Source organism: Phormidium sp. CCY1219 (assembly GCF_035615515.1).
GTDB lineage: Bacteria > Cyanobacteriota > Cyanobacteriia > Cyanobacteriales > Laspinemataceae > CCY1219.
On the sequence record NZ_JAJENT010000212.1, the window covers coordinates 1 to 17620 of the forward strand.

Sequence of the window (17620 nt, forward strand, 5' to 3'; positions counted from 1 at the left end):
AGCCTGGGAACGAGTTATCAGGGTGGAGGCGGAGCCTCGGGAGGGCCGTTCCCAGGCATGAGCCTGGGAACGAGTTAGCCTGGGAACGAGTTAGACGAGTTAGACGAGTTAGCCTGGGAACAAGTTATAAACAGCAACCCTCCTTCAGCATTGTGCCCCCAGGCAAGTCCCCTTGGAGTTTGGCAATCCCAACCTGCAAAAGTTGCAGATAACAGTAGAACAATTTGCATTTCACCGGGTGCCCCGCGATCGCCCCCGCAGATGGGAGGCCCCCAGCCGGAAAATATTGTAAATTCGCAATAAATCAGTCATTGATAAGTAATTGCAGGTTAGCTATAAATAAAGCCATATAGCCAACAAGTAATTGAAAAAAGTCGGTGGGGAGGCGTTCGATGGGCGGCGGGCGGGGCGATAAGTATAAGTGCCCGATCGCCAGAGCAAGGCCCCTCAAGCAAAACCGATGCATTAGAAACAAATTTTGGGGGCTTCGTTGCCTCCCCGGAAATGGAGCGCTTCATCCAGAGGGTGCCCCGAGGAAAATGGCTCTGGTTGCGATTCGTGCTTGACAACATATACTATAGTCGAGTAAGATGAGCGATCGATGGTGACAAGAGAAGCGAAAAGTTTCGATTGCTGGGTTCCATACATCTACTCAGTCAGCAGGGTGAGGCATGCCTCGGACCCTCAACTTGTCACATTGCTATCCGTAAAAATAATAATTAGCCAAAAACGCAGACAATGGTAACGCTTACACCACAACAATCTCAGAGTGCAACTTCCCCGGATCGACCGGAAGTCCACAAAACCGTACATTACCAAATCGCGATCGTTGGTGGCGGGGCGGCGGGAATTACCACCGCTTCATGGCTTCTGGAAAAAGCGCGATCGCTCGATATTGCGATTATCGAACCCTCGCAAAAACACTATTACCAACCCGGTTGGACCTTAACCGGTGGCGGCGTTTTTCAGATTCAAGATACAGTCAAACCGCAAAAAGAAGTGCTTCCCAAGGAGGTGACTTGGGTTGCGGAACGGGCGATAAAACTAGACCCGGAGAACAACGCCCTATTTACCACCGGCGGTCTCAAAGTTGAGTATGATTGCTTAATTGTCTGTCCGGGAATTCAAATTGACTGGCATTTAATCAAAGGTCTCAAAGAAGCGATCGGCTCCAATGGCGTCACCAGCAACTACTCGCCTAAATACGCCCCCTACACCTGGGAATTGATTCGCAATTTTCAAGGGGGAAATGCCCTATTTACCTTTCCCAATACCCCAATTAAATGCGGCGGTGCCCCCCAGAAAATCATGTACATGGCGGACGACTTTTTCCGCAGCAAATACGGGGTACGTCAGCGCTCTAATGTCATGTTCTTAACCCCAAAAACTAGGATGTTTTCGGTACCAGAGTATTCGGCAATTTTAGAAAATGTGGTGCAAGAGCGCGACATTGACGTGAAATTCGGCCACAACCTGAAAGAAATTAAAGCCGACACCAAAGAGGCGGTTTTTGATGTCCTACAAGATGATGCGATCGTGGGAGAGGTCAGCATCCACTACGACATGATTCACGTCGCCCCGCCCCAAAGTGCTCCGGATTTTATCAAAGAAAGTCCCCTCGCCGTTCCCAACAACCCCGGCGGTTGGGTGGATGTGAATAAGGATACGTTACAGCATAATCGCTATCCCAACGTGTTTGGAATTGGGGATGCTTCCTCTCTCCCCACCTCTAAAACCGCCGCCGCAGTTCGCAAGCAAGCGCCGGTAGTTGCGGAAAATTTACTCAACTTTTTGGGTTCCCAACCCTTGAGCGCCCATTATGATGGCTACACCTGCTGTCCTTTAATTACCGGCTATGACAAAACGGTGATGGCAGAATTTGACGGTTATAATGCCCGCCCCACGTCTAGTTTCCCCCTCAATCCAGCGAAAGAACGCTGGGTAATGTGGGTGATGAAAAAGCATGTTTTGCCGTGGGTTTATTGGAACCGCATGTTAAAAGGGGCAGCATTTGAAGGCGATTACATTAAGCCCCTACAGTGGCGGCAAAAATAACATTTTTAATCGGTCTCGATTGCGCTGTCGGGTGGGCAATGCCCACCCAAAAACTGGATCCTTCCCCCCCTCGCCCCCCAGTATTTTTACTCACCAATCGGCATTTTTACTCAGAAACTCTGCCCGTAGGCTAGGTAGCCACTCGAAAAAAATTGTTATGAGCCGAAATCCTTTTATAACAAGGGTTTCGGCTCATTTTTATTCCGGAATTTCCCCGCAAAAAATTAAGAAATGTAAAAAAGATGATTTTTTTGGAAAACTATGATAATATAGCTACATGGCTATAAAGCCAATTAAGTAGCTCCACCAAACTCAACCAACATGAGGAGGTTTAAAAATGGGCAAATTGTATGAAGAGTTAGAACAAGACATTTTATTCCAGCATGGAATGAATGCCTGCCTCAATTGCGGGATTTGCACGGCGGTATGTCCCGCAGCGGAATTTAACGATTACTCGCCGAGAGAAGTGATGAACATCGTCTCGTCACAAGATGACGAACTCATCATTGAAGAACTGCTAAAATCCGACAAAATTTGGTATTGCGGGCAGTGTTTTTCCTGCAAAACAAGGTGTCCGCGAGGTAACAACACCGGGTCGGTTATTTTAGCCTTGCGTCGCCTGTCGGTTCGCCACGGATACTTTGCCGAATCGGAGAAAGGAAGGCAGCAATTGTTTGCCAAGCGCGTCTTTGGTAAAAACATGCTGGAAAGAGGCTACACCTTAGTCGCCGAAAACATCACCCCCGAACATTTTCCCGAACTGGGAGAAAACTGGGAATACTATTACGAGCACATGGCAGAAATGCGCGAATGGTGGGATGTGCCGATGGACAAAGAAAACAGTGCTGGTTCCCACCGGGTGATTCCCGAAAAAGACATGGATGAATTGCGGGCGATTTATAAAGCCACTGGTGCGATCGAGTTAATGGATGCTGTAGAAAAAGGCATGGAAAAGAAACTCGGCAGCAAAGAAGAAGTGGAAAAATTCTGGGAAAGCTGGGTAGAAACCGGCGATAGCAGAGAATACGAACTGGAAGAAAGCAAATAAATAAGGAGAAAAACAGATGAAAGTCGCAAGAGAAAATCGAGCCTGGGAAAAACACCAAAAACAGGTGCCTACCGTAGAGGACGAAGGCGGAAAATTGTGGGGGTGCTTCCGCAGTTGCTTCTTGCAAAGTGCCGCTCCTTATACCGAAGGGATTGCTTATAAAATCCTAAAAAACGATTTGGGCATGGATTTGCGCGAAGCCCCCGGACATACCTCCTGTGGTGCGATCGGATATCACGGCGATGTATCCAACATCGAGACGCAAATGGTGGTAGCGGCGAGAAACTTCTCCGTCGCCCATTACGAACAAGGTGTAGATAATCTTTTCTCCTTCTGCGTCACCTCATTCGCCAACTACACCGAAGTCATCAAACTGTGGGAAGAAGAACCCGAGTTGCGCGACTACACCGAAAAAACCTTAAAAGAAACCACGGGACGCGAATTCTGGATTCCTCACGTTTCCGGTGGACGGCCCTCGGTGGTTCACGCCTCCGATGTCTTCTTCGCCAATCGCCATAAATTGGCCGAAAAAGCCAAGTATAGCTTGAAAGGCGTCAAAGCGGTGGATCACGTCGGATGTCACTACGGCAAGATTTTCCCCGGGGAAGCAATGGGAGGCGTGGAGTTCCCGCAAGTATTAGTGGGCTTATTGGAAGCCTTCGGTGCGGAAATCGTGGATTATCCAGAACGGCGACACTGCTGCGGGATGGGTTTCCGGCAATGTGCCTTCCCAGAAAACCGCGACTATACCGCCAGTAGCGTGTACAAGAAACTCAAGAGCCTCAAAGAAGCGCACCCCGACTGCAACCTGATGCTCACCAACTGTCCCGGATGTACGGTATTTCTGGATGCCGAACAAGGGACGATTAAAGAGGTACTCGAAGAAGAGTTCAACGTGAGCATTCTGGACTACGCGCAACTCACCGGGTTATTGTTAGGATACGATCCGTTCAAAGACTGCGGCATGAATGCGAAAGTCGTCCCCGTCGAACCCTTGCTCGATAAAATCGGCATTCCCTATGACAAGTCCAAAACCGCCGAAGAAAGAAGACGACCCTTTTAAATATGACTTCTAGTCGGGCAAAAAATCCCCCTGCCTGCTTGCAAGGGGCAGGGGAACTCCCAGGAAAAAATAGACGGTAAATCTGCAATAAATTTCGTTCATTATTGCCACAATGGGAGTAAAATAAAAGAAACTTGCAAGGTTGAATTAACGCAGTTAACAGGTACAGAAAATGGGTAATAAAGTAGTAGTCATTGGTGGGGGCGTTGCTGGGATGTCTGCCGCCGGACGACTGAGAAACTTCGGCCATGAAGTGGTATTGATTGAAAAGCAATCCCAACTTGGCGGACATGTGAAGAACTGGTATAAAGTATTTCCCGACTTTACCGATGCGTCAGAAATCATCAGCAATCTGAAAGGAGAACTGAACGGTACTCGGGTCATCACCGACTGCACCGTAACGCGCATTGAAGGGTCGGCTCCTAACTTTACTGTCGTCACCTCCACCGGGGAAGAAATTCACGCGAATGCGATTTTAGTGGCCACCGGATTCCATCATTTTGATGCCTCGTTTAAAGAGGAGTATGGCTACGATTACTACGACAACACGATTACCTCGGTGGAACTCGATGCCATGCTCAAGCAACAAACCCTAAAAACGGCATCGGGCAAAACCCCGAAGAAAGTGGCGATGGTTCATTGTGTGGGGTCGCGAGACCAGCAGGTAAATAATAATTACTGCTCGCGGGTTTGCTGTACGAATGCAGTGAAAGTGGCGATCGAGATTAAAGAGCTGATTCCCGATTGCGAAATTTACTGCCTTTACATGGATATTCGGGTATTTGGTCGCGGTTACGAGGAACTGTATCGCACCTCCCAGGAGGAATATGGGGTGCAGTTTATCCGAGGTCGGCTTTCCGAGGCGAATGAGAAAAATGACGGCAGTTTGTTGTTGCGGGTAGAAGACACCCTCACCGCCCGACCTATGCGCTTGAGTGTGGATATGTTAGTGTTGATGGTGGGAATGTGCGGCAATTCCGAACTGGCAGAGGTGGCGGATTTAAAAGTCGGTGTAGACCGATTTTACGAAACAGCTCACATGCAATATTCCAATAACGAGTCTCACCGGAAAGGAATTTTTCTGGCGGGAACCGCAACCGGTCCGAAAGCGATTATGGAATCGATTACCGATGGGCGATCGGCGGCGGCGGAAATGGCAGGTTTTTTGGCCACTGCAGCAACTCCCGCACAAGGCATGGTCAACTCTACCGCCAATGGGCATTCTCTGGGCGAAATGGAAACAGTCAGTAAGTAAGGTACAATGTTATGGCTACGACGAAGAAACGAAAGAATAAATGCTTTTTCGGACTGAAGGTCGATCGCCAAGTAGATGGCGACACCATGAATCCGGATGTGATGAAGAAAGTATTGGCTGAAGGTGGCGAAGGTGCCGCGATCGCCAGTTGCATGCAGTGCGGCACCTGCAGCGGTGGATGTACCAATGCCGATCGCATGGATCTCTCCCCCAGAAAACTGATTCTGATGCTGCAAAGAGGGGACTGGGAAACCGTCATCAAAAGCGACACCCTGTGGTTGTGCAGCTCTTGTTATATTTGCACCTCCCGATGTCCGCGCGGCGTGCGGCCCTCCGATGTCATCGAAGCCATTAAAGCGATCGCCATTCGCGAAGGCATCAAAAACGACTCCACCCGGTTCAGCGAAATCTTTGTAGAATTAATCCAGAAACGCGGCATCCTCTTCGAACCGGAACTGATGCAAAAATATGGCGGAATTGAAGCGATGGTGAAACAAGCCCCCTTAGGCATTCAACTTGGCCTCAAAGGCAAAATGTCCCCCTTCCCCGCCAAAGTCAAAGACCCGAAACAATTTAGCGAAGCATTAGAAAAGGTCCTGAAAAAATGAAATACTCCTACTATCCCGGATGCAGCCTTCATACCACAGCGAAGGAATTCGATATCTCCACCAAAGTAGTTCTGCGCGAACTCGGAATCGACCTCAAAGAACTAGACGACTGGTCTTGTTGCGGTGGTTCCGTAGCCAGCAACGTTTCCCATGACGTGGGCATGGCTTTAGCCGCCAGAAACGTGGTTTTAGCCCAACAAGAAAGCCGCGATTTATTAGCCTCTTGTTCCGGCTGTTACAACAAATCTGCTAAAGCCGCCAAAGCCCTAGAAACCGAGACCGAAAAAAACAAAATCGCCCCCATACTTGCCGAAATGGGACTCTCGGTGTCCGAGAGCAACATTCGGGTGCGAAACGTAGTGGATGTGCTGGCTCACGATATCGATATTGCCCCCCACATCAAAAAGCCTTTGACGGGTTTGAAAGTTGCCTGTTACTATGGTTGCTTGCTGACGCGGCCCCAAGATATCACTGGTTGGGATTCCCCTGTATTTCCAATGGCGATGGATAAAATCGTCGAAACTTGTGGGGCGCAAGCGGTGGATTTTCGCTCGAAAACCAAATGCTGCGGCGGACCGATTCTAGAAACCAAAAAAGATGTGGCGTTAGACCTGACGAAAAAGCTCTTAGATGAAGCTAAAGACCTCGGGGCAGATTGCATCGTTTTGGCTTGTCCCCTCTGTGCCACCAACCTGGAACTGCGACAAGCAGAAATCGAGAAGAAATACAACGTTTCTTATTCGATGCCGATTATTTACATCACCGAAATCGTTGGCTTGGCGTTAGGCATGAAACCGGGTAAATTGGGGATGCACAAGCATGTGGTTTCACCCAAACGGGTATTGGCGAAAGTCAATTAATCGCAAACCGAATGCAGGTGCTATTTACGAAGCGATCGCAAATATTCCGCTTCCTGGAGTGTCCGGTAGAGACGCGATCGCATCTCTACCTCCAGGAACGCCCCAGAGAAAGGCCACAAAAAAAGGCGGGCAGTTGCCCACCTTCTGCTAATTATTGTAACCCTTCGCGCAATTCTTGGCGAGCGGTTTCTAAGGCTTGTTTTAACTGACTCGGATTCCGTCCGCCAGCTTGTGCCAGGTTGGGACGCCCGCCGCCGCCACCGCCACAGATTTTAGCAATTCCACCGATAAATTTACCGGCTTGCAATCCTTTGCCATTCACATCTTTGCTGAATGCAGCGACTAAGCTCACTTTTTCCGGAGTCGGAACCGAACCGAGAATCACTGCAGCGCTGCCGAGTTTTTGCTGCAAGCGTTCGGCGGCAGTTTTCAGGGCATCGGGTTCCACCTCACCTAGGTCCGCCACCAGAATTTTGAACTCGCCCAGGGTTTCCGCTTCGGAGACCAAGCGATCGGATTTGGCGATCGCCAGTTCCGCTTTCATCGCCTCTAACTGCTTCTGGGTGGCTTTCAGCTCTCCAAGCAAGCTCTCGATCCGACTGGGAATTTCCTCCGGTTTCGCCTTGAATTGTTCGCCGAGATGACGCACCACGCGATCGCGCACTTCCAGGTATTCTAGCACCGAAGGTCCCGCCACGGCTTCGATCCGCCGGACCCCAGAGGCGACACCGGTTTCGGCGATAATCTTGAATACGCCGATTTCGGCAGTGTTGCTCACGTGAGTGCCGCCGCACAATTCCATCGACACGCCGGGAAAGTCGATGGTTCGCACTTCATCGCCATATTTTTCGCCAAACATCGCGATCGCACCTTTAGCTTTTGCCTCCGGGAGGGGCATCACCGCCACCTGCGCCGGATGGGCTTCGGCAATCCAGGTATTGATTTGATTTTCCACTTCCCGCACTTCTTCCGGGGTCAGGGCGCGGGGACAGTTAAAGTCAAACCGCAGGCGATCGAACGCCACCAGGGAACCGGCCTGGGAAATGGAATCATCGACGATTTTTTTCAGGGCGGCTTGCAATAAGTGAGTCGCACTGTGATTCGCTTGGGCGCGACGGCGACAGGCGCGATCGATTTGGGCACTCACGCGACTGCCCACCTGCAAAGTGCCGCGTTCGATGCGTCCCACATGCACGAAAAATTCGCCTTCTTTTTTCACATCTTCCACGCGCATTAGCACTTCATCCCCGGAGAGATAACCGCGATCGCCGATTTGTCCCCCAGATTCGGCATAAAACGGCGTGCGATCCAACACCACTCGCACCTCACTGCCGGCACTGGCTTCGGTAGCGGATTTCCCCTCTACTAAAAGTGCTGTCACTTCTGACGTAGCTGCATGTTCGCTGTAGCCGAGAAATTCCGTGGGATGGATATGTTCCGCCAGTTGGTCTAAACTGCCTTGTACCGTGAGGTCGATAGTTTCGTGCGCCGCCTGCGATCGCACGCGCTGCTCTTCCATTGCCGCCTCGAACCCAGCCAAATCCACCGTTAACCCTTGTTCCTCGGCAATTTCTTGGGTTAATTCTAAGGGGAATCCATAAGTATCGTAAAGGGTAAAGGCATCCCGTCCCGGAATTTGTTTGGGGTTTTTCTGCATAATATCCGCCAGCAGTTTTTCGCCCCGTTCCAGGGTTTCCAGGAAGCGAGATTCTTCCCGTTGCAATTCGGCAATAATCCCCGCTTGTGCCTCACGCAGGTTCGGATAGGCGTTTTCCCCGAGGGCGATCGCCACTTGCGCCACCTGCGGCGTAAATTCGCCCTCAATGCCAATTAATCGCCCGTGACGAACCACCCGGCGAATCAGTCGCCGCAACACGTATCCTCTGCCGATATTCGACGCAGTAATCCCATCGGCAATCATGTGAACCACGGCCCGCGCGTGGTCGCCAATTACTTTTAAGGAGACTTTGGTTTTTGCGTCTGCTTTGCTATAGTCAATATTGGCGATTTCTGCCGCTTTTTGGATTACCGGGAAAATCAGGTCGGTTTCGTAATTGTTCGGCACATTTTGCAGGATTTGCGCCATCCGTTCCAATCCTAACCCGGTGTCGATGTTTTTATTCGCCAAGGGGGTTAAGTTGCCTTCGCCGTCGCGGTTGTACTCCATGAATACCAGGTTATAAAATTCGATAAACCGGGTATCGTCTTCTAGGTCGAGATTGTCCTCGCCGCGTTCCGGATGGAAGTCGTAATAGAGTTCCGAACAAGGACCGCACGGACCCGTCGGACCGGAGGCCCAGAAGTTATCCGCTTCTCCCATGCGTTGGATGCGATGGGCCGGAATGCCAATTTTGTCGCGCCAAATCTCGAACGCTTCGTCATCGTCGCGGAAGACGCTGACCACGATGCGTTCTGCAGGCAACTGGTAAACTTCCGTGGAGAGTTCCCACGCCCAGGCGATCGCTTTTTCTTTGAAGTAATCGCCAAAGCTGAAATTGCCTAACATCTCGAAGAAGGTATGATGTCGCGCGGTCCGTCCCACGTTTTCGATGTCGTTGGTCCGGACACATTTTTGCGACGTGGTGGCGCGCGGAAATTCGGCGCTTCGCTGCCCGAGAAAAATCGGTTTAAACGGTAGCATCCCGGCAATGGTCAGCAATACTGTGGGGTCTTCCGGGACTAAGGAAGCGCTGGGAAGTACGCGATGATCCCTCTGGGCAAAGAAGTTGAGGAATTTGTCGCGGATTTGTTCGCCGGTTAGGGGTTTGAGGGCAGAAGACATGATGCAATTTCGTGAAATATAGGGTGAACCGATTGTCTATTGTTGCATTTGTTTTGAACGAATCGCTACTCCGGGCGATCGCTATTGGGGTGTTAGGGCGTCGGTTTCGTATGCGACACCGGGACAAGGCACCGTTTGAGTCTCATTGGTTACTAATTAGTAACTTACTGGGAGTAACCTCTCCCCCTTCCCACACCCCCCGCCCCAACTTCCCAGGGGTATTCTCCGATGGCGAGGGCATTTGCGATCCGGTTGTGGCGCTTCGGATGGGGTTAATTGTCCAGTTTGCTTAAAAAGTCGGCTATAAATTTATGGTTTGGTGGGCATTGCCTATCCGACGAATCTGGTTATAAAACTTGATGAATTGTCTCGACGAGGGTCTCGATAAAATTAACTGCATCATTCACAAAACTTTCATTAATCGGCCACCGACTTCCAATCCCGTATGTGGGATCTATGTCCGCCTCATGAGCGATTTTGTTGCGGCGATCGACAATAGCACGAAGTTGCTGTTTAATATTTCGGGGATTTTGACCCAGTTGATTGGCAACCTCATTCCATAATGGCCGATCTGAAATGAGCCGAATTGCATCAGCAATTTTATCCGGTTGCTGAAAACTCTGATATCCCAGTTTTTCTCGAATTTCATCCTCTAACCAAGACGCGCAATCGAGCTGATTTTGCAGACGACTGGAGATGACAGGTAGCAACCCTGAGATTGTATGGGACTGTTGCAAAAAAGAAGCACCTTGATTTTGTTGAATTTCATTTTCTAGCCAATTGGCAATATTGAGGGCGATCGCCCTTTCCTGTCGCGCCCCACCCAATGACACTTGGAACCGCGAAAATGCGGATTGAGAACTATTTTGTCCAGGGGAGGGTTCCAACCGTTGTCCTCTATGAATCTCTAGCATTCCAAGGGTAACAACTTCATGGACATAATAATCCAACGCACTCACCGCTAGCACGAGCGCCGCTCTTAACATATCAGACAAATCTAAAGCAGCAGTGGATTGAGCGTTAACAGAATTATGAACGGAAATCAGGTCTCTCACCCGACCTATGCTAATCCGAAATTGGTCCAGCGCTGACTGCATAAGCGGTAGGAGTTAAACCGATAACCTTATCTGCTAAATTCAAAAAAACTTCACGAAAGTCCTCTTGCTTTTTTCGATTATTTTCCAAAACTATTCCAGTTTGCTCTAATTGTTCGGTAGTCAGGTCATAAATTGGCGTTCGATGTTTCTGAGACAGGGCGATTAGGCTATTGAAATTCGCAATTTTCGTCAAGCATAAACTTCGGTCGATTCCCCATTCGGCATACATGGAATTGGGTAGCATCATGTTATGTTTCTCTAGACTGGGAACTAGCTTCGTTTCAACATCGCACTCGATTCTCTGAATCCATTTTTGAAATGCTGCCGTTTCTCTTCCATGTATAATGCGATAGTTTTGCACGATAGTTCCCAAAAAACGCAATTTAACATCAGGAAAGGGGTAATTCGCATTTTTTAAGATGGACATGGAACTGGCTTTTTTCGCCCATTCGTACCATTTGGGCAACACTCGAGCTAAAGAGTCAATTGCCATCACTGAAAAGAAATCAGCGGTGGTTGGAACGATGAAAAAATCGCTCGTCATCAGCAAATTTTGATTGATGGCTCCCAAACTGGGACTCATATCAATCAAAATGTAATCGGCGTTGTATTTGGAAGCCGTTTTCTCGAGCAAATCCGTAATCGACCCCGGGATGTTTTTGAGCGTCTGAATTGAGCCACTTAGCTCTTGAGCGATTCCTAAAGTGACTTCATATTCAGCAAACCCTACATCTCCGGGCAGCAAAAACAATCGGTCTTTATTTTTGCCTTCGATGGGAATGCATTCTACAGCTTCAATTGCTTTGGGTTGGGACTCGAAAGCTGGGGCTAAACCTGTTTTGATGTTGGAACCTGTGTTGTAAATCGCTTCTATTCTTGCTTCGTCATCTTCGGTTGATTCTCCCAATGCCATCCCCGTGAGGTTGCATTGTGGATCGCTATCCACAAGAATGACCCTTTTCCCTTTTGAAGCTAACATCCAACCTAGGTTAAATGTGGTTGTCGTTTTGCTTACTCCGCCTTTGTGATTGAATAAGGCAATTTTCTGAACCATTTAACTTACCCCCTTGTTATCCAATAAAGTGTGACCCACTGGCACTTGCTCCTGAGTTGAAGCCGCAGGGTTTTCAGCTTGGCGCAAGCATACCCTGGATAGATGTCCGATTTGTAGGGAATACCTGGCCCCCACCTAACGTTTTTAATGCCATAGAGGTAATCGTAGCATATTCTGCCAGGGAGCGATCGCCTCTTCCACCCATAACGCTGAAAACCCGGCAGAATAGCGAAACCACCGATGGATCGGCAGTTTCATGTTATCGGTGAAACTGCCGCATTTTTGGTAGATTCCTGGCGGGCGATCGGGTTCGATAAATTCCGGTAAGCAGTCAAACAGTTCGAGTTGCAATGGTTCAGACATGGAAGGCGATCGCCTCAAGCATTAAATCAGCTATAGTCACATCATACCCCATTGCGCCCCACCCTGCCGCCGCGATCGCGCGATCGCCCTTTTTTGTTGTTCCCCTAACCTGCCCAAATTGCTGATATACAATACTCATAAAGTGCTTTATTTGAATTTCGTTTTCTGATGATTTCCCAGCGAACCTGCTGATAACCCAGCATTTTCATCGAGTGAGCAATAATGGCTGGGGTATCCACTTTATTGCCAAAAAACGTTGAATTTCCTATCGCATATTGCACCTTTGCTCCCGATGCCAGCAGGTTTCGTAGCGCCGACAAATGCAAGTGCATATCGTGAAAGTATTTCAACACATAAATTCCCATAAGATGAGCATTCTTTCTCTCCGTTTTTTGGATGCGATCTACGATGAAAAATAGCTCATCGGGCAGGACTTTTTCTTCTATCTGCCAACTGGCAAGACGACTAGTTGCAATTCCCCATGTGCCACCAATTGATTGCCAGTCTATTTCCCCCGCTTCTTTGGCTTCCTGGAGAAACTTCGTCCAATACATATAGGGGCGCAATTCGCGAATGTAACTCATTCGATTGGGATAAGGAGGCGAAGTGATTACTCTATCTACTTTAATGCCGTTTAAGTCGGTGATGGTACGCGAATCAGCCTGAACAATACTTGCATCACCGAGTAGCGGTAAATTAGCGCTTTTCAAGATAACATCCAGAATGTTGGCAAACAGGGTTTCCACATATTCAACTTCAAAATGGGTGACGCTGTTGTGAAATGACATCGAAATGTGATTGAAAGCCGCTGATGAAGTTTCAATAACTAATCGGCAAAATGCAATCCACACTAAACCATAAGCGTTGTTACTCGGTTCGCCAAATTGCTCGACGAGGGCAGTTCGCAAAGCAGCGATCGCTCTTAGAGTGGAAGCAGACCACCATCTCTCAATTCTGAATATTTTTGGCGTCCAGTTCTCTTGGTGAATTAAATTAGGGTACGCCCTCAAAGCCTCTTTAACCTGCTGGCGAATATCGGTTAAACAATCCGGTGAATAAGTTTGACATTTCGCATTACCCAGCCAAACTAAAAACGGATTAATATCAAACGCAAATGCTTGGTTTCCCCGTTCAGCCGCCACCAGTCCTGTAGTTGCCGTCCCGGAAAACGGGTCGAGAATTACTGCATTTTTATCCCTGTATTCCCACAGCTTTTCTACCAGCTTAACCCCATAAGCTGGCGTCAATCTCAACCATCCGTGTCGTCCGAGATTGCGATTGAATTTGAAGGTATATTCAGCTCGTTGCTTTACCGTATTTCTCATCACTGAGCGCTTAATAAAATTTCTAGGGTGGCGTACACTTCACTGCGAATAAATTCACAGTGTCGGTCAAAAAACTCGGCTAAATCATAGCCTAACACCTCTTGGCAAAACACAAAGAGCGAATTTTGACTATTGCCCGATCGCGTTCCAACAATCACCCCGCCACGACTGTTGCGGTAGCGTAATACTAGATCCGCATCGATTTGCGATGAGAAAATAGCAAACACGGGGAGATATCCATTCGCCCAAGCCACCGCAATATTGTCAATGTCCGCATTTTGTCGCTTACTATCTTTACTTTTGTAACCTTGGCGAACTTCAAAAACCGCGCCATTCATCGGTGCAGGAACCCCGAGAAGCGCGCTGTACTCGGCAATCCACTGAACCGCTCTCTCTTTTACCTCTACATTCTGCATGGCTCTCAGTTCTAACCGCGCATCCAACCACAACGTTTTATTCTTGTTGTTTTTTGTTTGGGTCGTGTAAGACCATAAAGCATAGCTCGGATCTGCGTATTGCGCGCGATCGCGGATTATCTGTCTAAATAAATTCTCGCAGCCCTTCCCAATCTGTCGGTAAACTGAAGTCATTCCCCCCGCAGCTTTATGAGCAGCATACATTAACTCTGAATCTAAACCAATCCAGGAGTAAAACGGATCCCTGCCATAAACAGAGAGAAACTCTTCTAAGTCTATCCCTTCCGCTTTGTTTCCCCGCCCGAATTTGGGCTTGTATTGCCTACAAACTTTTATGGGATCTAGAAATTGTTTCAGATACAGGCTCTCGTCATTCACCATAAATTTGCTCGATTTGGCTGGCGTTTGCGATAGGATTCTAATAGTTCCCGCTTTAGCTAAGGAAAACTCAGTTTAGCAGGTTTTGGAGAAAAACGCTAGAGGTAGCCGCGATCGCCTGTCCCCCCCCTGCCGCCGCGATCGCGCGATCGCCGCCGATTGTCAATCCTTTAAGTAAGTCTCGAGACAACTCATAACGTTTAGTTGTTGCGATCGCTTAGTATAATCCCCACATTGCATTTTATTAGCCATGCAGCTCCATCAAAACCCGATGTTCTCGCAAAAGCGATGATATTTTATACAGCAGCCCTCCCAAAAGCCCGCTCGATAATTAAACTTGTTACCAACAAAATAAGCGGATTATATTGTAATTTCCCCACCAATGAAAACCCCCGGTAGTTAAACATACCGGGGGAATCTTTGCGATAAATTTGAGTTGTCCCAATAAAACTATGCCATTAAATTGTAAAATCCGCTTGGAATTCATTATTGCCACCCCGATTATTTAATGTCGTCAAACATTCGTCTCTTCTGCCACCACCGCGCATGGTAGTACATTTTTTACCCTCTTCTTCATAGTCACCCTCTGCGGATAACCACCCGACTGGCGAATTATCCGAGAGGGTCTGAGGGAAAAATTCAGCGGCAGAGTTTTGAACCGGAATTGCCAGAGAAAGCAATAAAGAACTCAATAATAAAACAGGTGTAGGATTAGACATTAGGACTGCATCACTTAATTTTGACAATCCCTACTACGCTGCTATTTTGAGTTTTCAGGATAGCAATTCTTCAGAGATTAACCGCGCGGCCCACTTCTCCCACGTCGGGGCTGAATATCACCGTGGCTGCCTACTTGCGCCTCTGAAGATTGATAATCGGAAGCGGTATAAAAGTTAACTGTAAGGTTCAGTAAACTTACGAGTAACACGAACACAGAAGCGTACAATTTCATCAGTATTTATTCCCAAATCGACAATGATTTATTTTTTATACGCAATCAAATCAGTCAATCCGGAAACTATTTTTTAGTAACTTAAATTTTCTGACATCTGTAGAGTAGAAAAATGGTCATTTGTCCTTTGTCATTTATCCTTTGTCATTGGTCATTTGTCCTTTGAATGAGGACCAGCGACCAACCACCAGCGACCAACCACCAGCGACCAACCACCAATGACCAATGACCAATGACCAATGACCAATGACCAACCACCAACGATCGCCAGTTGTAAAGTTTCGTAAAGATTAGTTGTCAGGAAACAAAAGCTGTGTTAGCTTAATACTGGACACCAAAAAGAAGCGTATTAAACTCGTCAAGGTAAATAAATGCGGGAAAGGACGTGGTGTTCCCGGTCTGAGTCCCAGTCGCAGTGAAGCTGGATTTCCGCGCTGGAAAGTGAAGGTGAAAGCTGCGATCGCTGTAAACCTTAGTTAAGTCTTCTGTTTCGGAACCGAGTCATATTCAGTATTTCAAAGTTACTCGTTTGTATCGATGAGTCTTGCCACCGTTGGCAAGGCTCGACTTGTTTTTAAGGGAGAGAAACCCACGGCGGAGAATCTCATCCCTCAATTGTTTCCTCGGGAGGGGGCGAACCACCAGCAGGTCGGCAAACAACCCACCACAGTCCACTCCCCTCGGCGAAGGACTACCGCGCCACTGACCAAGGGATGCTCGAATCCTGGGCAAGGTGCAACGACACGGCAAATGCACCATACCGATTCAGGTGACTCGGATCGGCAAAATAATCATTGCGATCGGGCCATAACATGCCCAAGTCGCGAAACAGAAATCCCTCTCGCGATGCCATGCTCTGCAACCGCTGGCGCAATTGCCTTTCCGATGCCATCCGCACCGAATCCAAATAATCATTACTCAGGGGTAAATTCACCACCACCAGGGGAATTTGACGAGTTCTGGCAAATTGCGCGATCGCTTCTAACGCCGCCATTTGCTCCCCTTGCAGGCTAAAACTGGCATAATCCCCATCATACCGCCCGGGTACCCGGCGATATTGCTGATAGTACCTCCCCGGATCGAACTGACTCGTCACCGGAAAAAACCCACTCGCCTGCATTTGATTGGGCGTTTGACCCGCCATCACCGCTTGCACCGTGGGCAACGAGGGACGCTGCTGGGGGGTACTCGGCGTCGGATCCGAGGGTGTGGGCGGTTGACTCGGCGGTAAAGACGGTCTCGTTTCCGGTCTTCGGCGTCGATAAAACATTCTCGCCACCGGACCTACACCTTCTCCCGCCACCGGATCTAATTTTCCCTGCATCCCGGGCCTGTGCCCGCCGCGCCAATTGGCCACCGCTTTCACGGATTTGGTACCCGGGATAGCGTCTGGGGTCGGGCCTGGAGATGCAGATGGGGGCAGGGCTTGACTTTGCAAGGGCCGAATTCCTTGCGAGAGTAACCGATACCCCTCCGACTCCACGATCGCCTGATAGGTCCGATCCACTCGTCCGCTATTAAACGCTCTCACCCCATCGGCAAAAATAATCATCTCCGGTAACTGATCCGGCGTCAAAATTTTTCGCAGCACCAGATCGATGACGCGAGCTGTCGCTCCATTAATGCTAAAGTTAAAAACATTCACCCCCGAATACCCATAATGGGCCAATGCTTTTTCTAAAGCCACCGGATCCACCCCCTGCAGCGATCGCGAACTGCCGACAATCAAAACATCCGGCGGTCCAAACCGATCTAAATGGTTCTGGTAAAGCACCAGTTGTTGGTCGAGTCGCTGACTGTTAAACGAGGGAAACCCTCTGGCGTTGCCGCGTCTAGCGGTTACGGCGGACCCAGTGGCACGTAACTCCATCGGCATCGCCAAGAGACTCCCTGGCGTCAGGGCGATGGAGGCCGCGATCGGGACTACACTCAATAAGCTTAATGGTTTCATCTATATGGCGTTAACAGGATGAATACAGCAATTTACAGATGGATAAGAGACCGATTTTTATAGGGGTGTTCGGTGGTCTCTACCCCCTTTCCTCTATGCCGAACTGAACGGAAAATCTCGATAATGAGCGGACAACACCCCTGGGAACACTCCTATAGCTAGTTTAGCGGTTGATTCGGTTGACTTCCAGGATAATCTTTTCATCCCTTAATCCGGGGGGGAGGACTCGAGGCGGCGATCGCCAACACCGCCTCGCTTCCCTTGGGGACAAAAAATTTTCTGAAGCGATCGCCCCCCTTTCGGTTCCCCATTTCACCGATTCCAAGGCGCAATCCATCAACTTTTTTTGTTGTGACTATTTAACTGCAATTTTTATGAGCGCTAAAATTGCCTTTTTACAAGATTAAGCTGGC

16 protein-coding genes are annotated in these 17620 nt (G+C 48.8%); 7 read left to right on the top strand and 9 right to left on the bottom strand.

Going from position 1 to position 17620, the window contains the following annotated elements; genetic code table 11:
• Positions 1-738 precede the first annotated feature (738 nt).
• From LKK83_RS01685 to LKK83_RS01710, 6 genes are all read left to right on the top strand, one after another.
• Positions 739-2055, top strand: coding sequence for an NAD(P)/FAD-dependent oxidoreductase (locus tag LKK83_RS01685; RefSeq protein WP_324629022.1), 1317 nt, complete (start codon positions 739-741; stop codon positions 2053-2055).
• Positions 2056-2392: 337 nt separating this feature from the next.
• Positions 2393-3103 carry a 4Fe-4S dicluster domain-containing protein gene (locus tag LKK83_RS01690; protein WP_324629023.1) on the top strand — a complete coding sequence of 237 codons (711 nt, stop codon included), beginning with the start codon at positions 2393-2395 and terminating at the stop codon, positions 3101-3103.
• Between the two features lie 16 nt (positions 3104-3119).
• A complete protein-coding gene (locus LKK83_RS01695; protein WP_324629024.1) occupies positions 3120-4166 on the top strand; it encodes a heterodisulfide reductase-related iron-sulfur binding cluster in 1047 nt (348 codons plus the stop codon).
• A 172-nt stretch (positions 4167-4338) separates the two neighbouring features.
• Positions 4339-5421, top strand: a complete 1083-nt coding sequence (locus LKK83_RS01700) for an FAD-dependent oxidoreductase (protein ID WP_324629025.1) — start codon at positions 4339-4341, stop codon at positions 5419-5421.
• A gap of 11 nt (positions 5422-5432) precedes the next feature.
• Complete coding sequence (locus tag LKK83_RS01705; protein ID WP_324629027.1) at positions 5433-6029, top strand: 4Fe-4S dicluster domain-containing protein; 597 nt, start codon at positions 5433-5435, stop codon at positions 6027-6029.
• Entirely contained in the window at positions 6026-6889 is an 864-nt protein-coding gene (locus LKK83_RS01710) for a CoB--CoM heterodisulfide reductase iron-sulfur subunit B family protein (protein WP_324629028.1), read from the top strand. Before LKK83_RS01705 ends, LKK83_RS01710 begins: the two co-directional genes overlap by 4 nt.
• A 151-nt stretch (positions 6890-7040) precedes the next feature.
• Here the strand turns inward: LKK83_RS01710 and alaS are convergent, their stop codons facing one another.
• The gene (gene alaS, locus LKK83_RS01715) at positions 7041-9671 is read right to left on the bottom strand and encodes an alanine--tRNA ligase (RefSeq protein WP_324629029.1); all 2631 of its coding nucleotides are present in this window, start codon (positions 9669-9671) and stop codon (positions 7041-7043) included.
• A gap of 53 nt (positions 9672-9724) precedes the next feature.
• Between alaS and LKK83_RS01720 the strand changes: the two genes are divergently transcribed.
• Entirely contained in the window at positions 9725-9964 is a 240-nt protein-coding gene (locus tag LKK83_RS01720) for a hypothetical protein (protein WP_324629030.1), read from the top strand.
• Between the two features lie 54 nt (positions 9965-10018).
• Here LKK83_RS01720 and LKK83_RS01725 read toward each other — a convergent pair whose 3' ends face one another.
• The 8 genes from LKK83_RS01725 to LKK83_RS01760 all read right to left on the bottom strand — a co-directional run bounded on the left by LKK83_RS01725 (position 10019) and on the right by LKK83_RS01760 (position 17207).
• Entirely contained in the window at positions 10019-10768 is a 750-nt protein-coding gene (locus tag LKK83_RS01725; RefSeq protein WP_324629031.1) for a HEPN domain-containing protein, read from the bottom strand.
• The gene (locus tag LKK83_RS01730) at positions 10737-11822 is read right to left on the bottom strand and encodes a ParA family protein (RefSeq protein ID WP_324629032.1); all 1086 of its coding nucleotides are present in this window, start codon (positions 11820-11822) and stop codon (positions 10737-10739) included. Before LKK83_RS01730 ends, LKK83_RS01725 begins: the two co-directional genes overlap by 32 nt.
• A 144-nt stretch (positions 11823-11966) precedes the next feature.
• Positions 11967-12185 (bottom strand): hypothetical protein, encoded by a 219-nt coding sequence (locus LKK83_RS01735; RefSeq protein ID WP_324629033.1) that lies wholly within the window; start codon positions 12183-12185, stop codon positions 11967-11969.
• A complete protein-coding gene (locus LKK83_RS01740) occupies positions 12178-12324 on the bottom strand; it encodes a hypothetical protein (protein WP_324629034.1) in 147 nt (48 codons plus the stop codon). Before LKK83_RS01740 ends, LKK83_RS01735 begins: the two co-directional genes overlap by 8 nt.
• Complete coding sequence (locus tag LKK83_RS01745) at positions 12290-13510, bottom strand: DNA methyltransferase (RefSeq protein WP_324629036.1); 1221 nt, start codon at positions 13508-13510, stop codon at positions 12290-12292. Before LKK83_RS01745 ends, LKK83_RS01740 begins: the two co-directional genes overlap by 35 nt.
• Complete coding sequence (locus LKK83_RS01750) at positions 13510-14100, bottom strand: hypothetical protein (protein ID WP_324629038.1); 591 nt, start codon at positions 14098-14100, stop codon at positions 13510-13512. The genes LKK83_RS01745 and LKK83_RS01750 overlap by 1 nt, the downstream gene beginning before the upstream one ends.
• A gap of 662 nt (positions 14101-14762) precedes the next feature.
• Complete coding sequence (locus LKK83_RS01755) at positions 14763-15023, bottom strand: hypothetical protein (RefSeq protein WP_324629039.1); 261 nt, start codon at positions 15021-15023, stop codon at positions 14763-14765.
• A 924-nt stretch (positions 15024-15947) separates the two neighbouring features.
• Complete coding sequence (locus LKK83_RS01760) at positions 15948-17207, bottom strand: hypothetical protein (protein WP_324629040.1); 1260 nt, start codon at positions 17205-17207, stop codon at positions 15948-15950.
• Positions 17208-17620: the final 413 nt, after the last annotated feature.

Coding starts and splice junctions, on each gene's coding strand:
- LKK83_RS01760 (WP_324629040.1), bottom strand. CDS start 17,207: ATGAAACCATTAAGCTTATTGAGTGTAGTCCCGATCGCGGCCTCCATC.
- LKK83_RS01755 (WP_324629039.1), bottom strand. CDS start 15,023: ATGTCTAATCCTACACCTGTTTTATTATTGAGTTCTTTATTGCTTTCT.
- LKK83_RS01750 (WP_324629038.1), bottom strand. CDS start 14,100: ATGACTTCAGTTTACCGACAGATTGGGAAGGGCTGCGAGAATTTATTT.
- LKK83_RS01735 (WP_324629033.1), bottom strand. CDS start 12,185: ATGTCTGAACCATTGCAACTCGAACTGTTTGACTGCTTACCGGAATTT.
- LKK83_RS01730 (WP_324629032.1), bottom strand. CDS start 11,822: ATGGTTCAGAAAATTGCCTTATTCAATCACAAAGGCGGAGTAAGCAAA.
- LKK83_RS01685 (WP_324629022.1), top strand. CDS start 739: ATGGTAACGCTTACACCACAACAATCTCAGAGTGCAACTTCCCCGGAT.
- LKK83_RS01745 (WP_324629036.1), bottom strand. CDS start 13,510: ATGAGAAATACGGTAAAGCAACGAGCTGAATATACCTTCAAATTCAAT.
- LKK83_RS01740 (WP_324629034.1), bottom strand. CDS start 12,324: ATGAGTATTGTATATCAGCAATTTGGGCAGGTTAGGGGAACAACAAAA.
- LKK83_RS01700 (WP_324629025.1), top strand. CDS start 4,339: ATGGGTAATAAAGTAGTAGTCATTGGTGGGGGCGTTGCTGGGATGTCT.
- LKK83_RS01710 (WP_324629028.1), top strand. CDS start 6,026: ATGAAATACTCCTACTATCCCGGATGCAGCCTTCATACCACAGCGAAG.
- LKK83_RS01725 (WP_324629031.1), bottom strand. CDS start 10,768: ATGCAGTCAGCGCTGGACCAATTTCGGATTAGCATAGGTCGGGTGAGA.
- LKK83_RS01690 (WP_324629023.1), top strand. CDS start 2,393: ATGGGCAAATTGTATGAAGAGTTAGAACAAGACATTTTATTCCAGCAT.
- LKK83_RS01705 (WP_324629027.1), top strand. CDS start 5,433: ATGGCTACGACGAAGAAACGAAAGAATAAATGCTTTTTCGGACTGAAG.
- LKK83_RS01695 (WP_324629024.1), top strand. CDS start 3,120: ATGAAAGTCGCAAGAGAAAATCGAGCCTGGGAAAAACACCAAAAACAG.
- alaS (WP_324629029.1), bottom strand. CDS start 9,671: ATGTCTTCTGCCCTCAAACCCCTAACCGGCGAACAAATCCGCGACAAA.